The following is a 14068-nucleotide window of genomic DNA, read 5'->3' as shown; positions in this document are numbered from 1 at the left end:
CTTGTGGCGTTGATCAGGCCGTCATCCAGGTCCAACTCAAGGCCACTCCAAGGGGTACGGTCAGGTTGTCGATTCCCAATACGCTCAGTTGTTCGAGCCCTACAGCAAGCGTGCAGACGGCTAAGAGCCGAAATGGGGTGAGTTGACTTTGGGTGATTAGCACTAAAGCGAGCAACACCCCAGCACTGGTGATGGCCATCGTCGTTGTTCCGACGATCGACTTGCGCTGGTCCAAGATCGTCCAGTTTGGGGAACGAACGGCGCGCCCAACCAGACCTGCTAGGCCATCCCCGAAGGCCATCACCAGCGCTCCGGCACAGGCAGCAGCAGGATTGTCAGCCCAAAACAGGATCAGAAGCAAACAGATCGCGACGCCATAGGCAACGGTCCCGTAACTGTTTCGCCCTACATCTTCCACCGCAGGTAGCAAGTTCCAGCGGTGATTGATGAAGGCGATCAGGGTGACCACCACAGCACAAGGAACCGCGATGGAGGCAGGAACGTGGAGAACCCAGGCGAGTGGCAGAACCGGTCCAATGCCGATATGAACAATCTTTCGACTCAACTCGCGTTGGTGGGGCCAGCGTTGACGGCAGGCCAGAGCGCTGCCGAGAACACCAGCCATCCACAGGGCGATGAGCAACAGAGATGGCAGGGGCAAGTACGACTCAGGCAGCCTGCTGATGATTGGTCATCGTGCGCAATTTCAAAATGGCTTTGGATTCGAGTTGGCGTACCCGTTCCCGCGACACATTGATTTGACGACCAATTTCGGCAAGGGTGAGAGGCTCTTCTCCACCGAGGCCAAACCGTAAACGCAGGATTTTTTGTTCGCGTTCATTGAGCTGTGAGATCCAGCCACCCAGATGCTCCTTCTGAATGCTGCGATCCATGCCTTCCATTGGCTCATCGCCGTTGGGATCTGCGATCAGTTCTCCGAGGGTGCTGCGATCCTCTTCGCCACGGGCGTGAGCGTCCAAGGAGGCACAGGGGGCGCTTTGAGCAATGAGCCCCTCTAGGTCTCTCGGTTCAATGCCCATGGCATGAGCCAATTCCAAGCGGTTCGGTTGACGCCCGAAACGATGCGAGAGCTCCCGGGTGATCTTGCGCATTTTCGATAGCTTTTCACTGATGTGAATCGGCAGGCGAATCGTGCGCGCACTGTTGTCGATCGCTCGTGTCATGCCTTGACGAATCCACCAGTAGGCGTAAGTCGAAAACTTGTAACCCATGGCTGGGTCAAATTTGTCGACAGCACGCTCAAGCCCGATGGCACCTTCTTGAACGAGGTCGAGAAGTTCGAGACCTTGGTTTTGGTATTTCTTGGCGACACTCACTACCAACCTGAGGTTGGCAGCCATCATCCGATCGCGTGCCCTCTTCCCCATCCTGATGCGATGGCGTTGTTTGGGGGTGCGATCTTCTTCTTGAATGTCAAGCAGTTCTTTCATGGCCTGCACGTGATGTGCAAGCTCAATTTCTTCCGCAGCTGTGAGTAATGGAACGCGACCAATACTGCTTAAGTAATGACCAATCGAATCTGTGGCTAAGCGCCCACTTGAACGACTTCCTCGACTCGAGGTTGTGCCACTTGAGCGATTGGTGCTGCTGCGACGACTAGCTGTCGGCAACAAAGGTTCCATAGAAGTGCTTTTAGAGGCAGCTTCTTTGGACTCCAGAGGGATCCCCATCACCCTGGTCTCCTGACGAATTTGTGCGAAACATAGCACCTAGTTGAAAAACTAATGGATGGAATTACGAAACTTTTCAGGAACTCGTCGTTTTGAGCCGATAAGAGTGTTGATCGCTACAAAGATGCAGATTTTTTTCATTTTCGAGTCTCTCGTGAACTTGTAAATGACTAGTGGTTTGATTGAACGAGGGCGCTTCCTTTCCAGGAATCGATTAACTGCAATTGGGAGTTGCGCTCCTCTTCTTCGGGGAAGCGCTGAATGAAAGAACCATCTGGTTGCATGTCCCATGCGCCCCTGTTGTCACTTAAGTAGCGCTCCAGCAGATGTTCGAGTTGTGCTCTTAGCTCAGGTTCTTCAATGGGTGTAACAGCCTCAACGCGTCGGTCAAGATTGCGTGGCATTAAGTCGGCGCTACCGATGAAGACTTCCGGATCGCCGGCATTGTTGAACCAAAAGATGCGCGAATGCTCCAAGAAGCGGCCGATGATGCTGACCACGCTGATGTTGTCGCTAATGCCTTCAAGGCCGGGATAAAGGCTGCACATCCCTCGGATAATCAATTGGATGCTTACTCCGGCTTGAGATGCTTCATACAAAAGGGCAATGATTTCTGGATCCACCAGAGAATTCATTTTCGCTTTGATCGACCCAGCTCTCCCCTGCTTGGCATGGTCGATTTCGCGGCGAATCAATTGCTCCATTCCTATTCTTAAGGAGACAGGAGCAACGAGTAGTTTGCGGAAGCTTTGTTGTTTTGAGAAGCCGGTTAGGTAGTTAAACAACTCCACAAGGTCTTGGCCGAGTTCTGGTCGTGCTGAAAGAAGTCCTAGATCGGTGTACAGGCGCGAGGTTTTGGAGTTGTAATTTCCAGTGCCGATATGGACGTAGCTGCGCAGGCGCTCTTTTTCTTTGCGTACGACCAGCACAATCTTGGTATGCGTTTTCAGGCCAATCACGCCATAAACCACATGCACACCTGAGCGCTCCAGATGTTTAGCCCATTGAATATTGTTGTCTTCGTCGAAGCGGGCTTTGAGCTCTACCAGGGCCATCACCTGTTTTCCATTTTCTGCTGCACGGATGAGTGCTGCGATGATCGGAGAATCTTTGGAGGTGCGGTAGAGGGTCATCTTGATCCCCATCACGAGGGGATCATCTGCCGCTTGATTGATGAATTCCTCGACCGACGTGGAAAACAAGTCGTAAGGGTGATGGAGGAGAACGTCGTGGCGACGCAACACCGAAAAAATGCTCTCGAATTCCTCTTCTTTGATGGAGCCGTCTTCCAACATGCCCCTCTGAGCACGACTGAGGACGGTGGGAGTTTGACCTGAATGCGTTGCATCTTTGAGATGTGGCATCGGCAGGCTCATCAAGCCGAAGAGATCATCGAGCCCGAGAGGGCCATTCACCTTGTAGAGGTCTTCTTCAACAACGGACATGCCGTCGATCAACATCTCAATCACGTCTTGCGGTGTGTCTCCCGCAACCTCCAGGCGGACCACTTCACCACCCATCCGTCGCTTTCTTAAGCCTTGTTCGATCGCGATCATGAGATCGTCGGCTTCAAGGTCGCGGAGCTCCAGGTCGGCATCCCTGGTGACCCTGAAAAAGTAATGGCCTTCGATGCTCATTCCTGGAAAGAGCAGACTGAGATTGAAGGCAATCACCTGCTCAAGAGGCACTGCTGTGTGCATTGGCTTGGCATCATGCCCGCCAAGCTCAATGGGAATCGAGACAAAGCGAGGAAGGATCTTCTGAGGAACCTTCACTCGGGCCAGTTGGCGTTGACCCGACTCTGGGTCATGGATCAGGGCGGCCACGTTGAGGCTGAGATTGCTAACGAACGGAAAGGGATGGGCAGGATCTACCGCTAGGGGCGTTAGGACCGGAAAAATCGCCGTTTGAAAGAAGTTGTCTACCCAGTGCCTTTGGGCCTCGTTCAGTTGTTCGTAGTTGAACAGGAAAACTCCATAGTCTTCGAGGCCTACGCGGAGATGGTTGAGGTAGTGGTTTTGCTGGGCTTCCAGCAGAGCTGAGAGCTGGTTGCGAATCTCATGGAGCTGCTCCCGGGGCGTGAGGCCGTCCTCGCTTCGCTTGTCGATGCCGGCCTCAACCTGAGACTTCAAGGACGCAACGCGCACCATGAAAAATTCATCGAGATTGTTGCTGAAAATGGCGCTGAATTTGGCCTGTTCCAACAACTGCGTTCTTTGGTCAAGCGCCTGAGCTAAGACGCGTCTGTTGAAGGCAATCCAGCTCAGTTCCCGATTGATGTAGAGATTCTCGGGAAGCATATGGCCGCTGATGATTTGTCTCGAGCACTGTGCTCGCAAGGGAAAGGTAGCAATTGTCCGTCAGCCTGTGGTGTGTTCAAGGGGACTGCGGGTCACCAAGACCACCACGACCACGAGCAATGCTGCGCCTCCAAAAAATGGACTGGTTTGACCTAGGAGGTCGTAGCCCAGTCCAGCTAGCGGTGGGCCTAAAAAACTGCCAAGACTCTGTAGTGCTTGCAGGCTGCCAAGGGCTGCGCCTTGCCCTTCATCGCTGAGACGCCGAGACACCAGGCTGCGCAGGCTTGGGGTGACCAGGCCGGTGCCGCTGGCCAAAATTGCCACCGCTGTGAACACTCCAATCCTGGCTTGTTCAGGATTCGTGGTGGGGATCAGCAAACAGCCGGCGATGACCAAACCGAGGCCGATCAGCGTGAGTTTCCACTCCCCAAAACGATTCACCAATGGACCGATCAGTCCACCCTGGACCACGGTGGCGACGACCCCCACAATCAAAAAGGCTGTGGTAGCAAGCTCTGGGCCCCAGTTGAATCGTTGCTTGAAATAGAGCACCAGAATTGCTGTGAAGCCATTGAAGGCAAGAAAAAATAGAAAAAAGCCCAAGGCCAGACGCCCGACTGCTGGATTGCCAATCACCCGAGCGATTTGAGCGAAGGGGTTGAGCTCCCGTTTGCGGGGAAGAACGCGGCGCTCTGACACCGGATGGGTTTCAGGGAGCAACGTCAGGACAACAACAAGGTTGAGGACGGCGAAGCCGGTTGCCACCCAGATGGGCACCGTGACGGCAATCCGGGCCAATTGGCCGCCGAGAAAGGGTCCGATAATGAAACCAAGGCCGAAGGCCACACCGATCAATCCGAAGGCGCGTGCACGTTTCTCCGGCGGTGTGATGTCTGCGAGTACGGCTCCTGCGGTGGCGGCTGTTCCACCGCTTACCCCATCGATCAGACGGGCTCCAAACAGGAGAAACAGGGGCAACACAGCACCAGCGGGCCAGTCATGGCTCAAGGTGATTGCGAAGAGTCCGAGGCCCAGAACGGAACCACTCACGCAGATGGCGATCACGGGCCTGCGGCCGAAGCGATCACTCAGGGCTCCAATTAATGGCGTTGCTGCGAATTGCGCGAGGGCGTAGCTGCCAGCTAACAACCCAAGGGTGCGACCGTCGGCATTGAACGATGCCAACAGAAATGGCAGCAATGGAAAAACAATGCTTTCGCTCAGTCGGTCATTGAGCAGCGTGAGAAACGCACTGACCAAAGTTGGAACGTGAGGACGGCGCACGTTCGATCGAGGCGGTTATTCACCTTCCCACAGATGCTCGCCACGCGATCAATTGCTCTAACGCTGCGCTGCCTACTCCATTGGCTTGCATGGTTTGGGCTTCTTCCACGCCATCCTCCAAGCTTTTGCTCAGTCCGCTCAACCAGAGGTAACAGCCTGTGTTCCAACGCAAGGAATCGGCCATGGGCCCTTGGCCCAGAAGTGCCTCTTTGGCGTGCGCAGCCCAGGCTTCCTCCGATTCCCAGCGGGGGTCATCTCCGAAGCAGCCATGGTCCCGGGGATGAACGATGTGTCGTTCAGGCTCCCCTGAGTTGTGTATCCGAGCCGTGATTCCGGCTCGACTAACAGGCAAGTCTGTGCCGCCTTCTAAGCCTTTTACGGTGATGACGTCCTTTTCTCCGGCTAGTTCCAGGGCTTGCCAGGCTCGGCTTTCCGTTGGCGGATGTACAAAACCACTCACAAGTAGGTGGTGCCCTTGGTGTGCGGTCCAGAGCAGCTCAGCGCTGGCTAATGGAGGGCGTTTCCCGAGATCATCCCGAGCGGGCAGCAGAACCTCGCCTAGGGGGAAGTGTTCCGGTTGATAAATAAGGGCAAGACCATGCAGGTTGAATCCTGTTTGAACATCGTTGATAGACAGCCCGCTCAAGTTGAGCCCGATGGCAGCGAACAGTTCTGCGGCGGTGATTCCAAATTTCACGGGCATTCGCCTCCCTCCCTGTAAGACCACGGGTTGTCCGGACCCCACCAACAGCAAGGTCGTTAAGGGGTAGATCGGTGCCGTGCGAGATCGACCGTCAAAGGGCATGCCAAAGCAGATCGGCCGGCGTTGCTCAGGTTGACTGAGAAGACAGGGCCCAAGCCTTTTATAGGTATCGAGCATGCCGGTGAGCTCCTGAGGTTCAGGCCGGCGAATGCGATGGGCGATCAGAAAGGCGCCGATTTGAACGTCTGACGCTCCTCCCGTGAGCATCAACTCCATGGCCTCATCGGCTTCGCTTCGGGTCAACCCTTTGCTGGTGTGCTCTCCACTGCCGATTTTGCGTAGCAATTGCTTGAAATATGCTCGCTTTTTGGCTTGTGGAGGCGTTTCCATTGATATGACCGCGGAACCAAAGGAGATCGTTCCGCAGAATTATCTCCTTTGGCGGTAGTCATTGATACTGGACTGTTTTATGCGCCTTAAGGGTTAGCTCGTGCATAGGCCTGCAAAGCTTCCATGGAGTGGGTGGGATGGATGCTGTCGCCCCTCGGCGTAATAGAGACGTTCAATGAGCAGGTTTGGAAACGTTTGGTGCACAAGTGAAGGTGTGACTGACAAAGAGTCGCTAATAAGGAAGCTATTGATACTTTTTAAGGCTTGATCCAGGATTTGATTTAACTGATTCGCAAATGAGGAAAGAAACATGAAAACGACCTAACCATCAACAAATTAATGATGCGCTTTTCCTCTCAGTCGTTCTGTCGCCGATGCTGCCAATTGGTTGCTCCTGGATTGTGCATTGGTAGCTAATGCATCAATTTTGGGTCTTGATCTTGTAGATGATTGATTCACTGCTGAGTGGCTACGCAAGGCGTGCTGATCTCTAGTAGTTCATTTATTCTTCTTTTTACATGACAACGACGGTTACTGCTTCTCTCATGGCAGCAAAAAAGGCTAAGGGGCTTTCTTTTGCTGATCTAGAAGCGGCCCTTGGGCTCGATGAAGTTTGGATTGCTTCCCTCTTTTATGGACAGGCCACCGCATCCCCTGAAGAAGCAGAGAAATTAGCAACTTTGTTGGCTCTAGATCCAGCCATTACCTCTGCACTGCAAGAGTTTCCAACGAAAGGAAGTCTCGATCCAGTAATACCTGTAGATCCATTGATCTATCGCTTCTATGAAATCATGCAGGTTTATGGAATGCCTATGAAAGATGTCATCCAGGAAAAGTTTGGCGATGGAATTATGAGCGCTATTGATTTTACTTTGGATGTAGATAAGGTTGAAGATCCAAAAGGTGATCGGGTGAAAATCACGATGTGTGGAAAATTCTTACCCTATAAAAAATGGTGAGTTTTTGATCTCATTTAAATAAGAGCTCGGCACGATCGGGCTTTTTTATTGTCTTTAATATTGCTGCTGAAGCTGGCGTACGGCTTGCTCACGTCGCTCTTGATTGGTGAGTTCTACGCTTAATGACTTCAACGCCATTTTGCTATGAGTTGTGGCCATGCATCCCAAGGCTCTTAATGCAGCCTCGGCAACAGCATCGGATCCTTCTTGGACCAGAATGCTAAGCCTCGTGCTAATGGCAATGTCGTCTCGTCGCTGAAGTAAGCGTATGCAGGCGATGACAACGGGATCACGCCAATCTTGCAGAGTGGATTCACACAACTGCAGCAATTCATTGGCTTGAAGTTGATGTGATTTGAAGCTGAGAAGATTTAAGCCAGCAAGTCGTTGGGCTTGACTTGGCAACTGCAGAATGTGCTGAAAGTCTGAATAGGTCAGCTCGGCGCCCCAGCAACTCAGTGCGTTGAGCAAGAAGGCATCTGGATCATTGGATTGGTTTAGTTGTGTGAGTAACCAATCTTTTGCTTCAGGTTGATGGCAAAGGCCGGCGGCATGGATTAATTCAGGCTGAATTCCGTGCTGTTGGATCAGGGTACGGATGATTGGCCATCCTGTTTCTGCCAACATCCCCAAGCGTTCAGCAACCGCAAAACGGAGTTCATCAGAAAGGCTGGGAGAGAATATCTCTCCCAGCCAAGTTGGATTCAATGGAATCCGTCGTGCATTGGCTAGCCGATCCCAAAGGGTGGCTTCATCAATGGCACTCATAAGCTTTGAAATCAGCGGGCGCCGAGCTCAGCGGCCAGTTCGCGTTCTAGTTTTTCATCATGCTCTGTTGGGAGCACATCAGAAATCTTGGTGCGGTGGGTGCTGTAGAAGAGCATGCCAATGAACACCATGCCGCCAACGATGTTGCCCAGGGTGACTGGCAAGAAGTTCCAGAAAATCACCTGACCGAAGCCCACACCGGAACCCAGGATCGGACCAGCAGTGTGAAGGAACTGGTTCACCACGATGTGCTCCATGCCCATCGATTGGAAGGCCGTAATTGGCAACCAGCAGGCCAGCAATTTGCCGGGAACACTTTTGCTCACAAGAGCCATCGTGACGCCTAGGCAAACCAACCAGTTGGCAACAACTCCACGCAGGAAGGCCAAGAAGAAGCCCATGGATTGAAGGTTCTCGTACTTGGTAACAACGTTGGTTTTGTTGAGGGCAATGATCTTCGCAGCCACCTGTTGCCACATGCCACCACCATCGGCAGCGGAGGCGGGATCCACGGTGCCACCACTGGTCAGGCTGATCGCCATGATCAAGGCAACTACAGCAGTGCCGATCCAGTTGCCCAGCCAGACCCAACCCCAGTTTCGGAACGTGGCTCTCCAGGTGCTCTTACCAGCCCATGTGGACATGGGTAGAAGCGCGAAGTTGCCAGTGACAAGCTCCATGCCAAACAGCACGATGCTGGCAAAGCCGAAGGGGAAGAGCAGGGATCCCAACCAAGGTTGGCCACTCTTGAGACCAATTGTGAGGGCAAGGATCACAGCAAGGCCGAGAATGGCGCCGGAATAAAAGCCACGAATGAGCAGGTTTTTGACGCTGACGGTCGCTTTTTTCCCGCCGGCGGCAATCATGCCGTCGACGAGTTCATTGGGCAGGACATAGTCCATCTGGGAAGCTGATGCACTCATGATTGGGTATTTAGTAAATAAAAGGGAATCAACCGCTGACGCGATTCATGAAGCGTGAGAAGACATCTTGATGCTGTGGTGCTACAGAAATTGGTGCTTTGTCTTCACCGCTTGCGCTAAGCCAATTGACAAAGCGTGATAGGAAATCAACTTTTAAAGTCATTGAGAAATGAGTAAATGTTTGACTTTTAGAGACGTTGCACCATGGCTTCAAAACAAAGCGCCACGGTTTAACGTCGTAGGCCTAATTCGGTTCGCTTAAGCCCGAGGCTTTGCACCGAATTGTTCGATGAGTACCTGTCGAAGAACGTTTTGAATGTCTTCTGCGGGAATTGCTTTGTGCTGCACTTCGCCGATCTGCGGGTTTTCACCCTGAGATCCTCCGATGCTCAGGGTGTAGGCCTCACCCATTTCGCCCTGACTGTTTTTAGCTTTGGTGCCCGTTAGGCCGATCGCACCCATGAAGGCTTGGCCACAGGTATTAGGGCAACCCGTCCAATGGATCTTGAGCTCTTCGGGTAATTCGAGATCTGCATCAAGTTTTTTTGCAGCTGCAATGGCTTGGTCTTTCGTGTTGGTTAGACCAAAACTGCAGTAGGTATTCCCTGTGCAGGAGACTGTTCCAGCTGCAATGGCACCTGGTTTAAGAGGGAAGCGTTGCAACAATGGATCTGCTTTGAAGCGATCCAGATTGGTTGTTGAAAGTCCCACGATGATCACGTTCTGGTCTTCAGTTAGGCGAATTTCGCCAGTTCCGTAATCCAAGCTTGCAGTGGCTAAATCGTGAAGGTCGGTTGCTGTAAGTCGTCCAACGCTTACGTGGAGCCCTGCGAAAAACTCACCTGCATTTTTTTGTGGGTGGATTCCGTAGTGAGAACGTGGTGTGGAATTAAAAACTGATCCTGGATCCTCTATGAGAGGACCAAAGAGGCCTTCCACTTTGCTCCTAAAAGTGTCAACACCTAGTTGGTCGAGATACATGCGGAAGCGGCCTTTGGGGCGTTTGTCACGCTCGCCGTTGTCACGCCAAAGGCGAATGACGCAATCGGTCATTTTGCAAATTTCATCCTGCTTCACCCAGGCATTCAGGGGGATGGCATAAGCATTCATCTGTGAAGAGAGGATTCCACCGATCCATACACCGAAACCCAAAACACCATCTCGTTCAACCGGATGAAAGACGATGTCGTTGTGAAGTAGAAAGTTATCTTTTGCTCCAGCTACAGCTGTATTCCATTTGCGTGGAAGGTTCGAAAACTCTGGATTACCTTCGCAGTGGTTGGTGAGAAAGTTTTGAAGCTCGGTGGTGAATGGCCGTGTATCGATAATTTCGTTCGGATCAATTCCTGCAAGGGGATTTCCAGTTACATTCCTAGGATTGTCAAAACCCGATTGGATGGAGCTCAGTCCAGCATCCTTTAGCCGTTTGAGAATGTCTGGCAAATCATCCAGTAGCACGCCGCGAAGTTGTAAGTTTTGGCGTGTTGTGATGTCGCAGCTTCCGTTGTCTCCGTAGCGCTCAACGATTGAGGCGACAACACGGAGTTGTTGGTGGTTGATGACCCCATTCGGTACCCGCAAGCGAAGCATGAACTTGCCTGGGGTTTTTGGGCGCCAGAACATTCCGTACCATTTTAGGCGAAGTTGAAGATCGGTTTCATCAACTTCTTCCCAGCCAATTCTTGCAAATTCTTCAATTTCATCACCTACAAGTAATCCGTCCTTTGCAGCTTTATTTTGCTCAATTTTATTGAGCTTCTTGTTTTCTAGGAATGGTCTTGTGGGCATTTGAATGCTCATAGCGCTGATGTCTGGTACGGGAATTCGTCGATTAGCGAGATTTCCAGCACATCAGAGAGAGGTATGCGTGCTGAGAAAAGGTTTATAGCGATCTGTGGGGTGATGTTTCGGTATCCGATCGAACCAAAATGGTGACAACAAGCTCGGAATTTTGTCTAATTCGATACAAGGAAGTTCCCTGATTTCTGGCTCGATTGATCTGTTCACAACGGCAGAGAATTGAATCAGTATTGGCGACCTATTTCTCCGATCCAGCGAACGGCACCATGGCGGAGCATGGACCAAACCCTTGCCATGGCCGCTAAATCGCGATCAAAATCATTCTTGAATCGCTGCGGTGCTCGATTGCTGCGAGCGGTTGACTGCATGGGAGCGCGAGAATGCCTTCTGCGGTAGTTAGTCATGCATGCATGAATGGAAACCACCTGACTACATCAGCTCAAGGGGCTTCAGATCCGTGGCCGTTGTTACGTAAACGTGGCGAATTAAGTGGCGCAACAGCCCTTCGTCTTGTGATCCATGGACGTTCAGGTGGATTGGTACCACCTTGTTTGCAGCAAATTGTGGTGGCTGTCGCTGAGCGCCGAGCGGCCCCAGTTGAATTGGAAGTGCTGACTGCCGAGCATCCGTCTCCAGTGCAGTGCGGCAGCCAGTGGCTTGTGCCTTTGCTCTTGCTCCCTGGCAGTCATGCACGCAGTGACGTCCCGCTGATTCGTAATCGGTTGAAGGCTGAGGGTGTTGTGGTGAAGTCGCTTCCTTTTCTGGGCGCCTGGGATTGTTGGTGGGTTCTGATGTCGCGTTGGATTGAGGATGTTGCTGCGAAGCATCCTTCTCTGGCGTTGGTTCATCATCCATTGAGGCCAGGGATTTCAGATCGTTTCCTCGCTTCAATTCAGCGTCGCTTTGATTTGCCTGTGGTTCCGTTTGATGCCTGGGACCAGTTTGCTAATGACCATCCCAACGTGGTTCCATTACCTCTTTCCTTGGCGCCTAATCGGATGTCTGAGGCGTTGCGTCAGGCTGGTGGTTTGCCATCCCTCCTTGAAGATCCCCAGCTTCGGCAGGGACTTATTCATTGTCTTGCCCTATTGCCGTGACTGACTCGACCATGACGGGAACTGTGTATCTCGTAGGAGCTGGACCAGGAGATCCCGACCTGCTCACCTTGAAGGCTCATCGTCTACTGCAATGTTGTGATGCCCTCGTCTACGACTCCCTAGTGCCAAGTGAGGTGCTTAATCTCGTCCCAGACTCATGTGAACGGCACTTTGTCGGTAAGCGTCGCGGACACCATTCCGTGCCTCAGCCCAGTACCAATTCAGTTCTTGTTGCCTTGGGTCAGCGCCATCAAACGGTGGTCCGCTTAAAAGGCGGCGATCCCTTCCTGTTTGGTCGTGGTGGAGAGGAAGCAGCCCATCTGGTTTCCCATGGCATTGCTGTTGAGGTCGTGCCGGGCGTGACGGCAGGAATTGCGGCTCCGGCCTATGCCGGAATACCGGTGACGCATCGACGAGCAGGCTCATCGGTCACCTTCGTGACGGGTCATGAGGAGATCGACAAGCGTCGACCGTCCGTGAATTGGCAAGCTCTTGCCACCGCGAGTGATGGTTTAGTGATTTATATGGGTTTGCATAATTTGCCGCGAATTGCCGAGGAATTGATGGCTGGTGGTCTTGATGGAAGTACCCCTGTCGCTGTCATTCAGCAGGGCACAGTCGCTGGTCAGCGTTGCTTGAAGGCACCCTTACGTGAAGTGGCAGCCGCTACTCGGACTGAACAATTTGCCTCCCCTTCGATCGTTGTTGTGGGAGACGTGGTCAATCATCAAGTTGATGCTTGTGCCCCTGAGCCTGCAGCGGTCACCATGCCGATTCCATTTTAAATTCTGTGCCTTTGGAAGCAGAGACGACGTAGAGCTTTGAGGTGTCCCAACGACTGAATCAGGATTCACAGATCTGGATTTACAGATCAGAATTCACTGGGGCTCTCCAGGATGCTTCTCGTAGTCGAGGCAGAAGTTGTACGAGATTGCAAGGACGCGTGTTCGCGTCTAATTGGCTGGAGATCAGTCGGTCCCAAGCTGTTTGAACGGCATCTAAAGAACCTGGAAGCACGAAGATGATGGTTCCGTTGGCGACGCCTGCTAAGCATCGACTTTGTAACGTGCTGGTCCCAATGCTCTCGTAGGAAAGAACGCGGAAGAGTTCACCAAAACCGTCGATGGTTTTGTCCAACAAAGGGGCGATCGCTTCTGGGGTTCCGTCTCGGCCGGTCAGGCCTGTTCCGCCGCTTGTGATCACAACATCAACGGTTGGATTGGCAATCCACTGACTGAGTTCTGAGCGGATCTGGTAGCGATCATCAGGGCAGATCCGTCGATCACTGAGTTGATGGCCTGCGGCCGTGAGGCGTTGTTCCAGTGCATCACCGCTGGTGTCTTCCGCTCTGGTGCGTCGGTCGGAAATGGTGAGGACAGCAATTGAAAGAGCCAGCTCCAAGATCGCGAGGGTTAGATAACGCTAGAACGAAGCTGAGCTTGTAGTTGATCGCTATGACGAAATCTTCTGACAGAACTCTTCAGGTGTTGTTGTTCGCTTCGCTTCGTGATCAAGCTGGTTGGGACGAACAGTGCATCTTTATTCCTGATAAAGATGTTGTGACGGCTGAAGATATTTGGCATCAATTGGAGCTTGGGCCTCGTCCATTATCCGTTCAGATTGCAATCAATCAGCAGTTGGTGAGTCCACTTACGCCTGTTCAAATAGGTGATGAAGTTGCATTTCTCCCACCCTTTACTGGTGGTTGAAGCGATGACACGAAAGCCAGATTTAATAGTTGAGATTCACCGCCATTCTTTTGATCCTTGGGTTCAGTTGTCTGATTGGTCATCGAATGCTGCTGCTTCAGCTTCATTCATTGGACGTGTTCGGCCTGCTGCTGAAAATGGGAGTTCTCTTGAAGCTCTAGAGCTCACGCACTATTCAGGGCTGTGCGAGGGTCTGATCCGTCAGGATGCGGAAAGGTTGTTGATGGCTCAAGGTGCTACGCGAGCACTTGTGATGCATCGGGTTGGACGCTTGTTGCCGACTGAGGTGATCGTGCTTGTGGCTGTTGAAGCTGATCGCCGTGGCCCTGCGCAACGTTGTTGCATGTCATTGCTGGAAGCGATCAAGCATCAGGCCCCTTTCTGGAAAAAAGAGTGGAGGAACGGACAAGGCTCGTGGGTTAGCGGAAATACGCCACTTTGATT

At 52.4% G+C, this 14068-nt stretch carries 15 protein-coding genes; 5 read left to right on the top strand and 10 right to left on the bottom strand.

Going from position 1 to position 14068, the window contains the following annotated elements; translation table 11 throughout:
* Positions 1-13 precede the first annotated feature (13 nt).
* From SynPROS91_RS11910 to SynPROS91_RS11890, 5 genes are all read right to left on the bottom strand, one after another.
* The gene (locus SynPROS91_RS11910) at positions 14-625 is read right to left on the bottom strand and encodes a diacylglycerol/polyprenol kinase family protein (protein ID WP_186519811.1); all 612 of its coding nucleotides are present in this window, start codon (positions 623-625) and stop codon (positions 14-16) included.
* Between the two features lie 43 nt (positions 626-668).
* Entirely contained in the window at positions 669-1691 is a 1023-nt protein-coding gene (locus SynPROS91_RS11905) for an RpoD/SigA family RNA polymerase sigma factor (RefSeq protein ID WP_186517222.1), read from the bottom strand.
* Between the two features lie 170 nt (positions 1692-1861).
* On the bottom strand, positions 1862-3991 hold the full coding sequence (gene ppk1 / locus SynPROS91_RS11900) for a polyphosphate kinase 1 (protein WP_186517220.1): 2130 nt from the start codon (positions 3989-3991) through the stop codon (positions 1862-1864).
* Between the two features lie 60 nt (positions 3992-4051).
* Positions 4052-5275: an MFS transporter gene (locus SynPROS91_RS11895; RefSeq protein ID WP_186517211.1), complete on the bottom strand. Its 1224-nt coding sequence runs from the start codon at positions 5273-5275 to the stop codon at positions 4052-4054.
* A gap of 19 nt (positions 5276-5294) precedes the next feature.
* Entirely contained in the window at positions 5295-6368 is a 1074-nt protein-coding gene (locus SynPROS91_RS11890) for an anthranilate phosphoribosyltransferase family protein (RefSeq protein WP_186517209.1), read from the bottom strand.
* 518 nt (positions 6369-6886) lie between these two features.
* Between SynPROS91_RS11890 and cynS the strand changes: the two genes are divergently transcribed.
* Positions 6887-7327: a cyanase gene (cynS, locus tag SynPROS91_RS11885; protein WP_186517207.1), complete on the top strand. Its 441-nt coding sequence runs from the start codon at positions 6887-6889 to the stop codon at positions 7325-7327.
* Between the two features lie 54 nt (positions 7328-7381).
* On the opposite strand, the gene SynPROS91_RS11880 is transcribed toward cynS, so the two are convergent.
* The 4 genes from SynPROS91_RS11880 to SynPROS91_RS11865 form a co-directional block, all read right to left on the bottom strand.
* Positions 7382-8095, bottom strand: coding sequence for a HEAT repeat domain-containing protein (locus SynPROS91_RS11880; protein ID WP_186517205.1), 714 nt, complete (start codon positions 8093-8095; stop codon positions 7382-7384).
* 11 nt (positions 8096-8106) lie between these two features.
* On the bottom strand, positions 8107-8997 hold the full coding sequence (locus SynPROS91_RS11875; RefSeq protein WP_186519809.1) for a formate/nitrite transporter family protein: 891 nt from the start codon (positions 8995-8997) through the stop codon (positions 8107-8109).
* A gap of 279 nt (positions 8998-9276) precedes the next feature.
* Positions 9277-10818: a ferredoxin--nitrite reductase gene (locus SynPROS91_RS11870; protein ID WP_186517203.1), complete on the bottom strand. Its 1542-nt coding sequence runs from the start codon at positions 10816-10818 to the stop codon at positions 9277-9279.
* A gap of 224 nt (positions 10819-11042) precedes the next feature.
* Positions 11043-11186 (bottom strand): hypothetical protein, encoded by a 144-nt coding sequence (locus SynPROS91_RS11865; protein ID WP_255439815.1) that lies wholly within the window; start codon positions 11184-11186, stop codon positions 11043-11045.
* 42 nt (positions 11187-11228) lie between these two features.
* Between SynPROS91_RS11865 and SynPROS91_RS11860 the strand changes: the two genes are divergently transcribed.
* Together SynPROS91_RS11860 and cobA are read left to right on the top strand one after the other, a co-directional pair.
* Entirely contained in the window at positions 11229-11915 is a 687-nt protein-coding gene (locus SynPROS91_RS11860) for a DNA mismatch repair protein MutS (protein ID WP_186517199.1), read from the top strand.
* 11 nt (positions 11916-11926) lie between these two features.
* On the top strand, positions 11927-12700 hold the full coding sequence (gene cobA / locus SynPROS91_RS11855) for a uroporphyrinogen-III C-methyltransferase (protein ID WP_370586808.1): 774 nt from the start codon (positions 11927-11929) through the stop codon (positions 12698-12700).
* A 79-nt stretch (positions 12701-12779) separates the two neighbouring features.
* Here the strand turns inward: cobA and moaB are convergent, their stop codons facing one another.
* On the bottom strand, positions 12780-13310 hold the full coding sequence (moaB, locus tag SynPROS91_RS11850) for a molybdenum cofactor biosynthesis protein B (RefSeq protein ID WP_186519808.1): 531 nt from the start codon (positions 13308-13310) through the stop codon (positions 12780-12782).
* Between the two features lie 59 nt (positions 13311-13369).
* On the opposite strand from moaB, the gene SynPROS91_RS11845 reads away from it, so the two are divergent.
* Together SynPROS91_RS11845 and SynPROS91_RS11840 are read left to right on the top strand one after the other, a co-directional pair.
* Complete coding sequence (locus SynPROS91_RS11845; protein WP_186517195.1) at positions 13370-13624, top strand: MoaD/ThiS family protein; 255 nt, start codon at positions 13370-13372, stop codon at positions 13622-13624.
* Positions 13625-13628: 4 nt separating this feature from the next.
* On the top strand, positions 13629-14066 hold the full coding sequence (locus tag SynPROS91_RS11840) for a molybdenum cofactor biosynthesis protein MoaE (RefSeq protein WP_255439814.1): 438 nt from the start codon (positions 13629-13631) through the stop codon (positions 14064-14066).
* The last annotated feature ends 2 nt before the right edge of the window (positions 14067-14068 follow it).

Origin of the sequence: Synechococcus sp. PROS-9-1, from assembly GCF_014279775.1 — a bacterium.
Lineage (GTDB): Bacteria > Cyanobacteriota > Cyanobacteriia > PCC-6307 > Cyanobiaceae > Synechococcus_C.
The sequence above is the reverse complement of the archived record's forward strand: the minus strand, read 5'-3'. Positions and strand labels throughout refer to the sequence as shown.

What these genes read in the sequence shown, in the direction of transcription:
- SynPROS91_RS11890 (WP_186517209.1), bottom strand. Translation starts at nt 6,368, where the DNA reads ATGGAAACGCCTCCACAAGCCAAAAAGCGAGCATATTTCAAGCAATTG.
- SynPROS91_RS11865 (WP_255439815.1), bottom strand. Translation starts at nt 11,186, where the DNA reads ATGCAGTCAACCGCTCGCAGCAATCGAGCACCGCAGCGATTCAAGAAT.
- cobA (WP_370586808.1), top strand. Translation starts at nt 11,927, where the DNA reads ATGACGGGAACTGTGTATCTCGTAGGAGCTGGACCAGGAGATCCCGAC.
- SynPROS91_RS11870 (WP_186517203.1), bottom strand. Translation starts at nt 10,818, where the DNA reads ATGAGCATTCAAATGCCCACAAGACCATTCCTAGAAAACAAGAAGCTC.
- SynPROS91_RS11875 (WP_186519809.1), bottom strand. Translation starts at nt 8,997, where the DNA reads ATGGACTATGTCCTGCCCAATGAACTCGTCGACGGCATGATTGCCGCC.
- SynPROS91_RS11905 (WP_186517222.1), bottom strand. Translation starts at nt 1,691, where the DNA reads ATGGGGATCCCTCTGGAGTCCAAAGAAGCTGCCTCTAAAAGCACTTCT.
- ppk1 (WP_186517220.1), bottom strand. Translation starts at nt 3,991, where the DNA reads ATGCTTCCCGAGAATCTCTACATCAATCGGGAACTGAGCTGGATTGCC.
- SynPROS91_RS11840 (WP_255439814.1), top strand. Translation starts at nt 13,629, where the DNA reads ATGACACGAAAGCCAGATTTAATAGTTGAGATTCACCGCCATTCTTTT.
- cynS (WP_186517207.1), top strand. Translation starts at nt 6,887, where the DNA reads ATGACAACGACGGTTACTGCTTCTCTCATGGCAGCAAAAAAGGCTAAG.
- SynPROS91_RS11910 (WP_186519811.1), bottom strand. Translation starts at nt 625, where the DNA reads ATGGCTGGTGTTCTCGGCAGCGCTCTGGCCTGCCGTCAACGCTGGCCC.
- SynPROS91_RS11845 (WP_186517195.1), top strand. Translation starts at nt 13,370, where the DNA reads ATGACGAAATCTTCTGACAGAACTCTTCAGGTGTTGTTGTTCGCTTCG.
- SynPROS91_RS11860 (WP_186517199.1), top strand. Translation starts at nt 11,229, where the DNA reads ATGAATGGAAACCACCTGACTACATCAGCTCAAGGGGCTTCAGATCCG.
- SynPROS91_RS11880 (WP_186517205.1), bottom strand. Translation starts at nt 8,095, where the DNA reads ATGAGTGCCATTGATGAAGCCACCCTTTGGGATCGGCTAGCCAATGCA.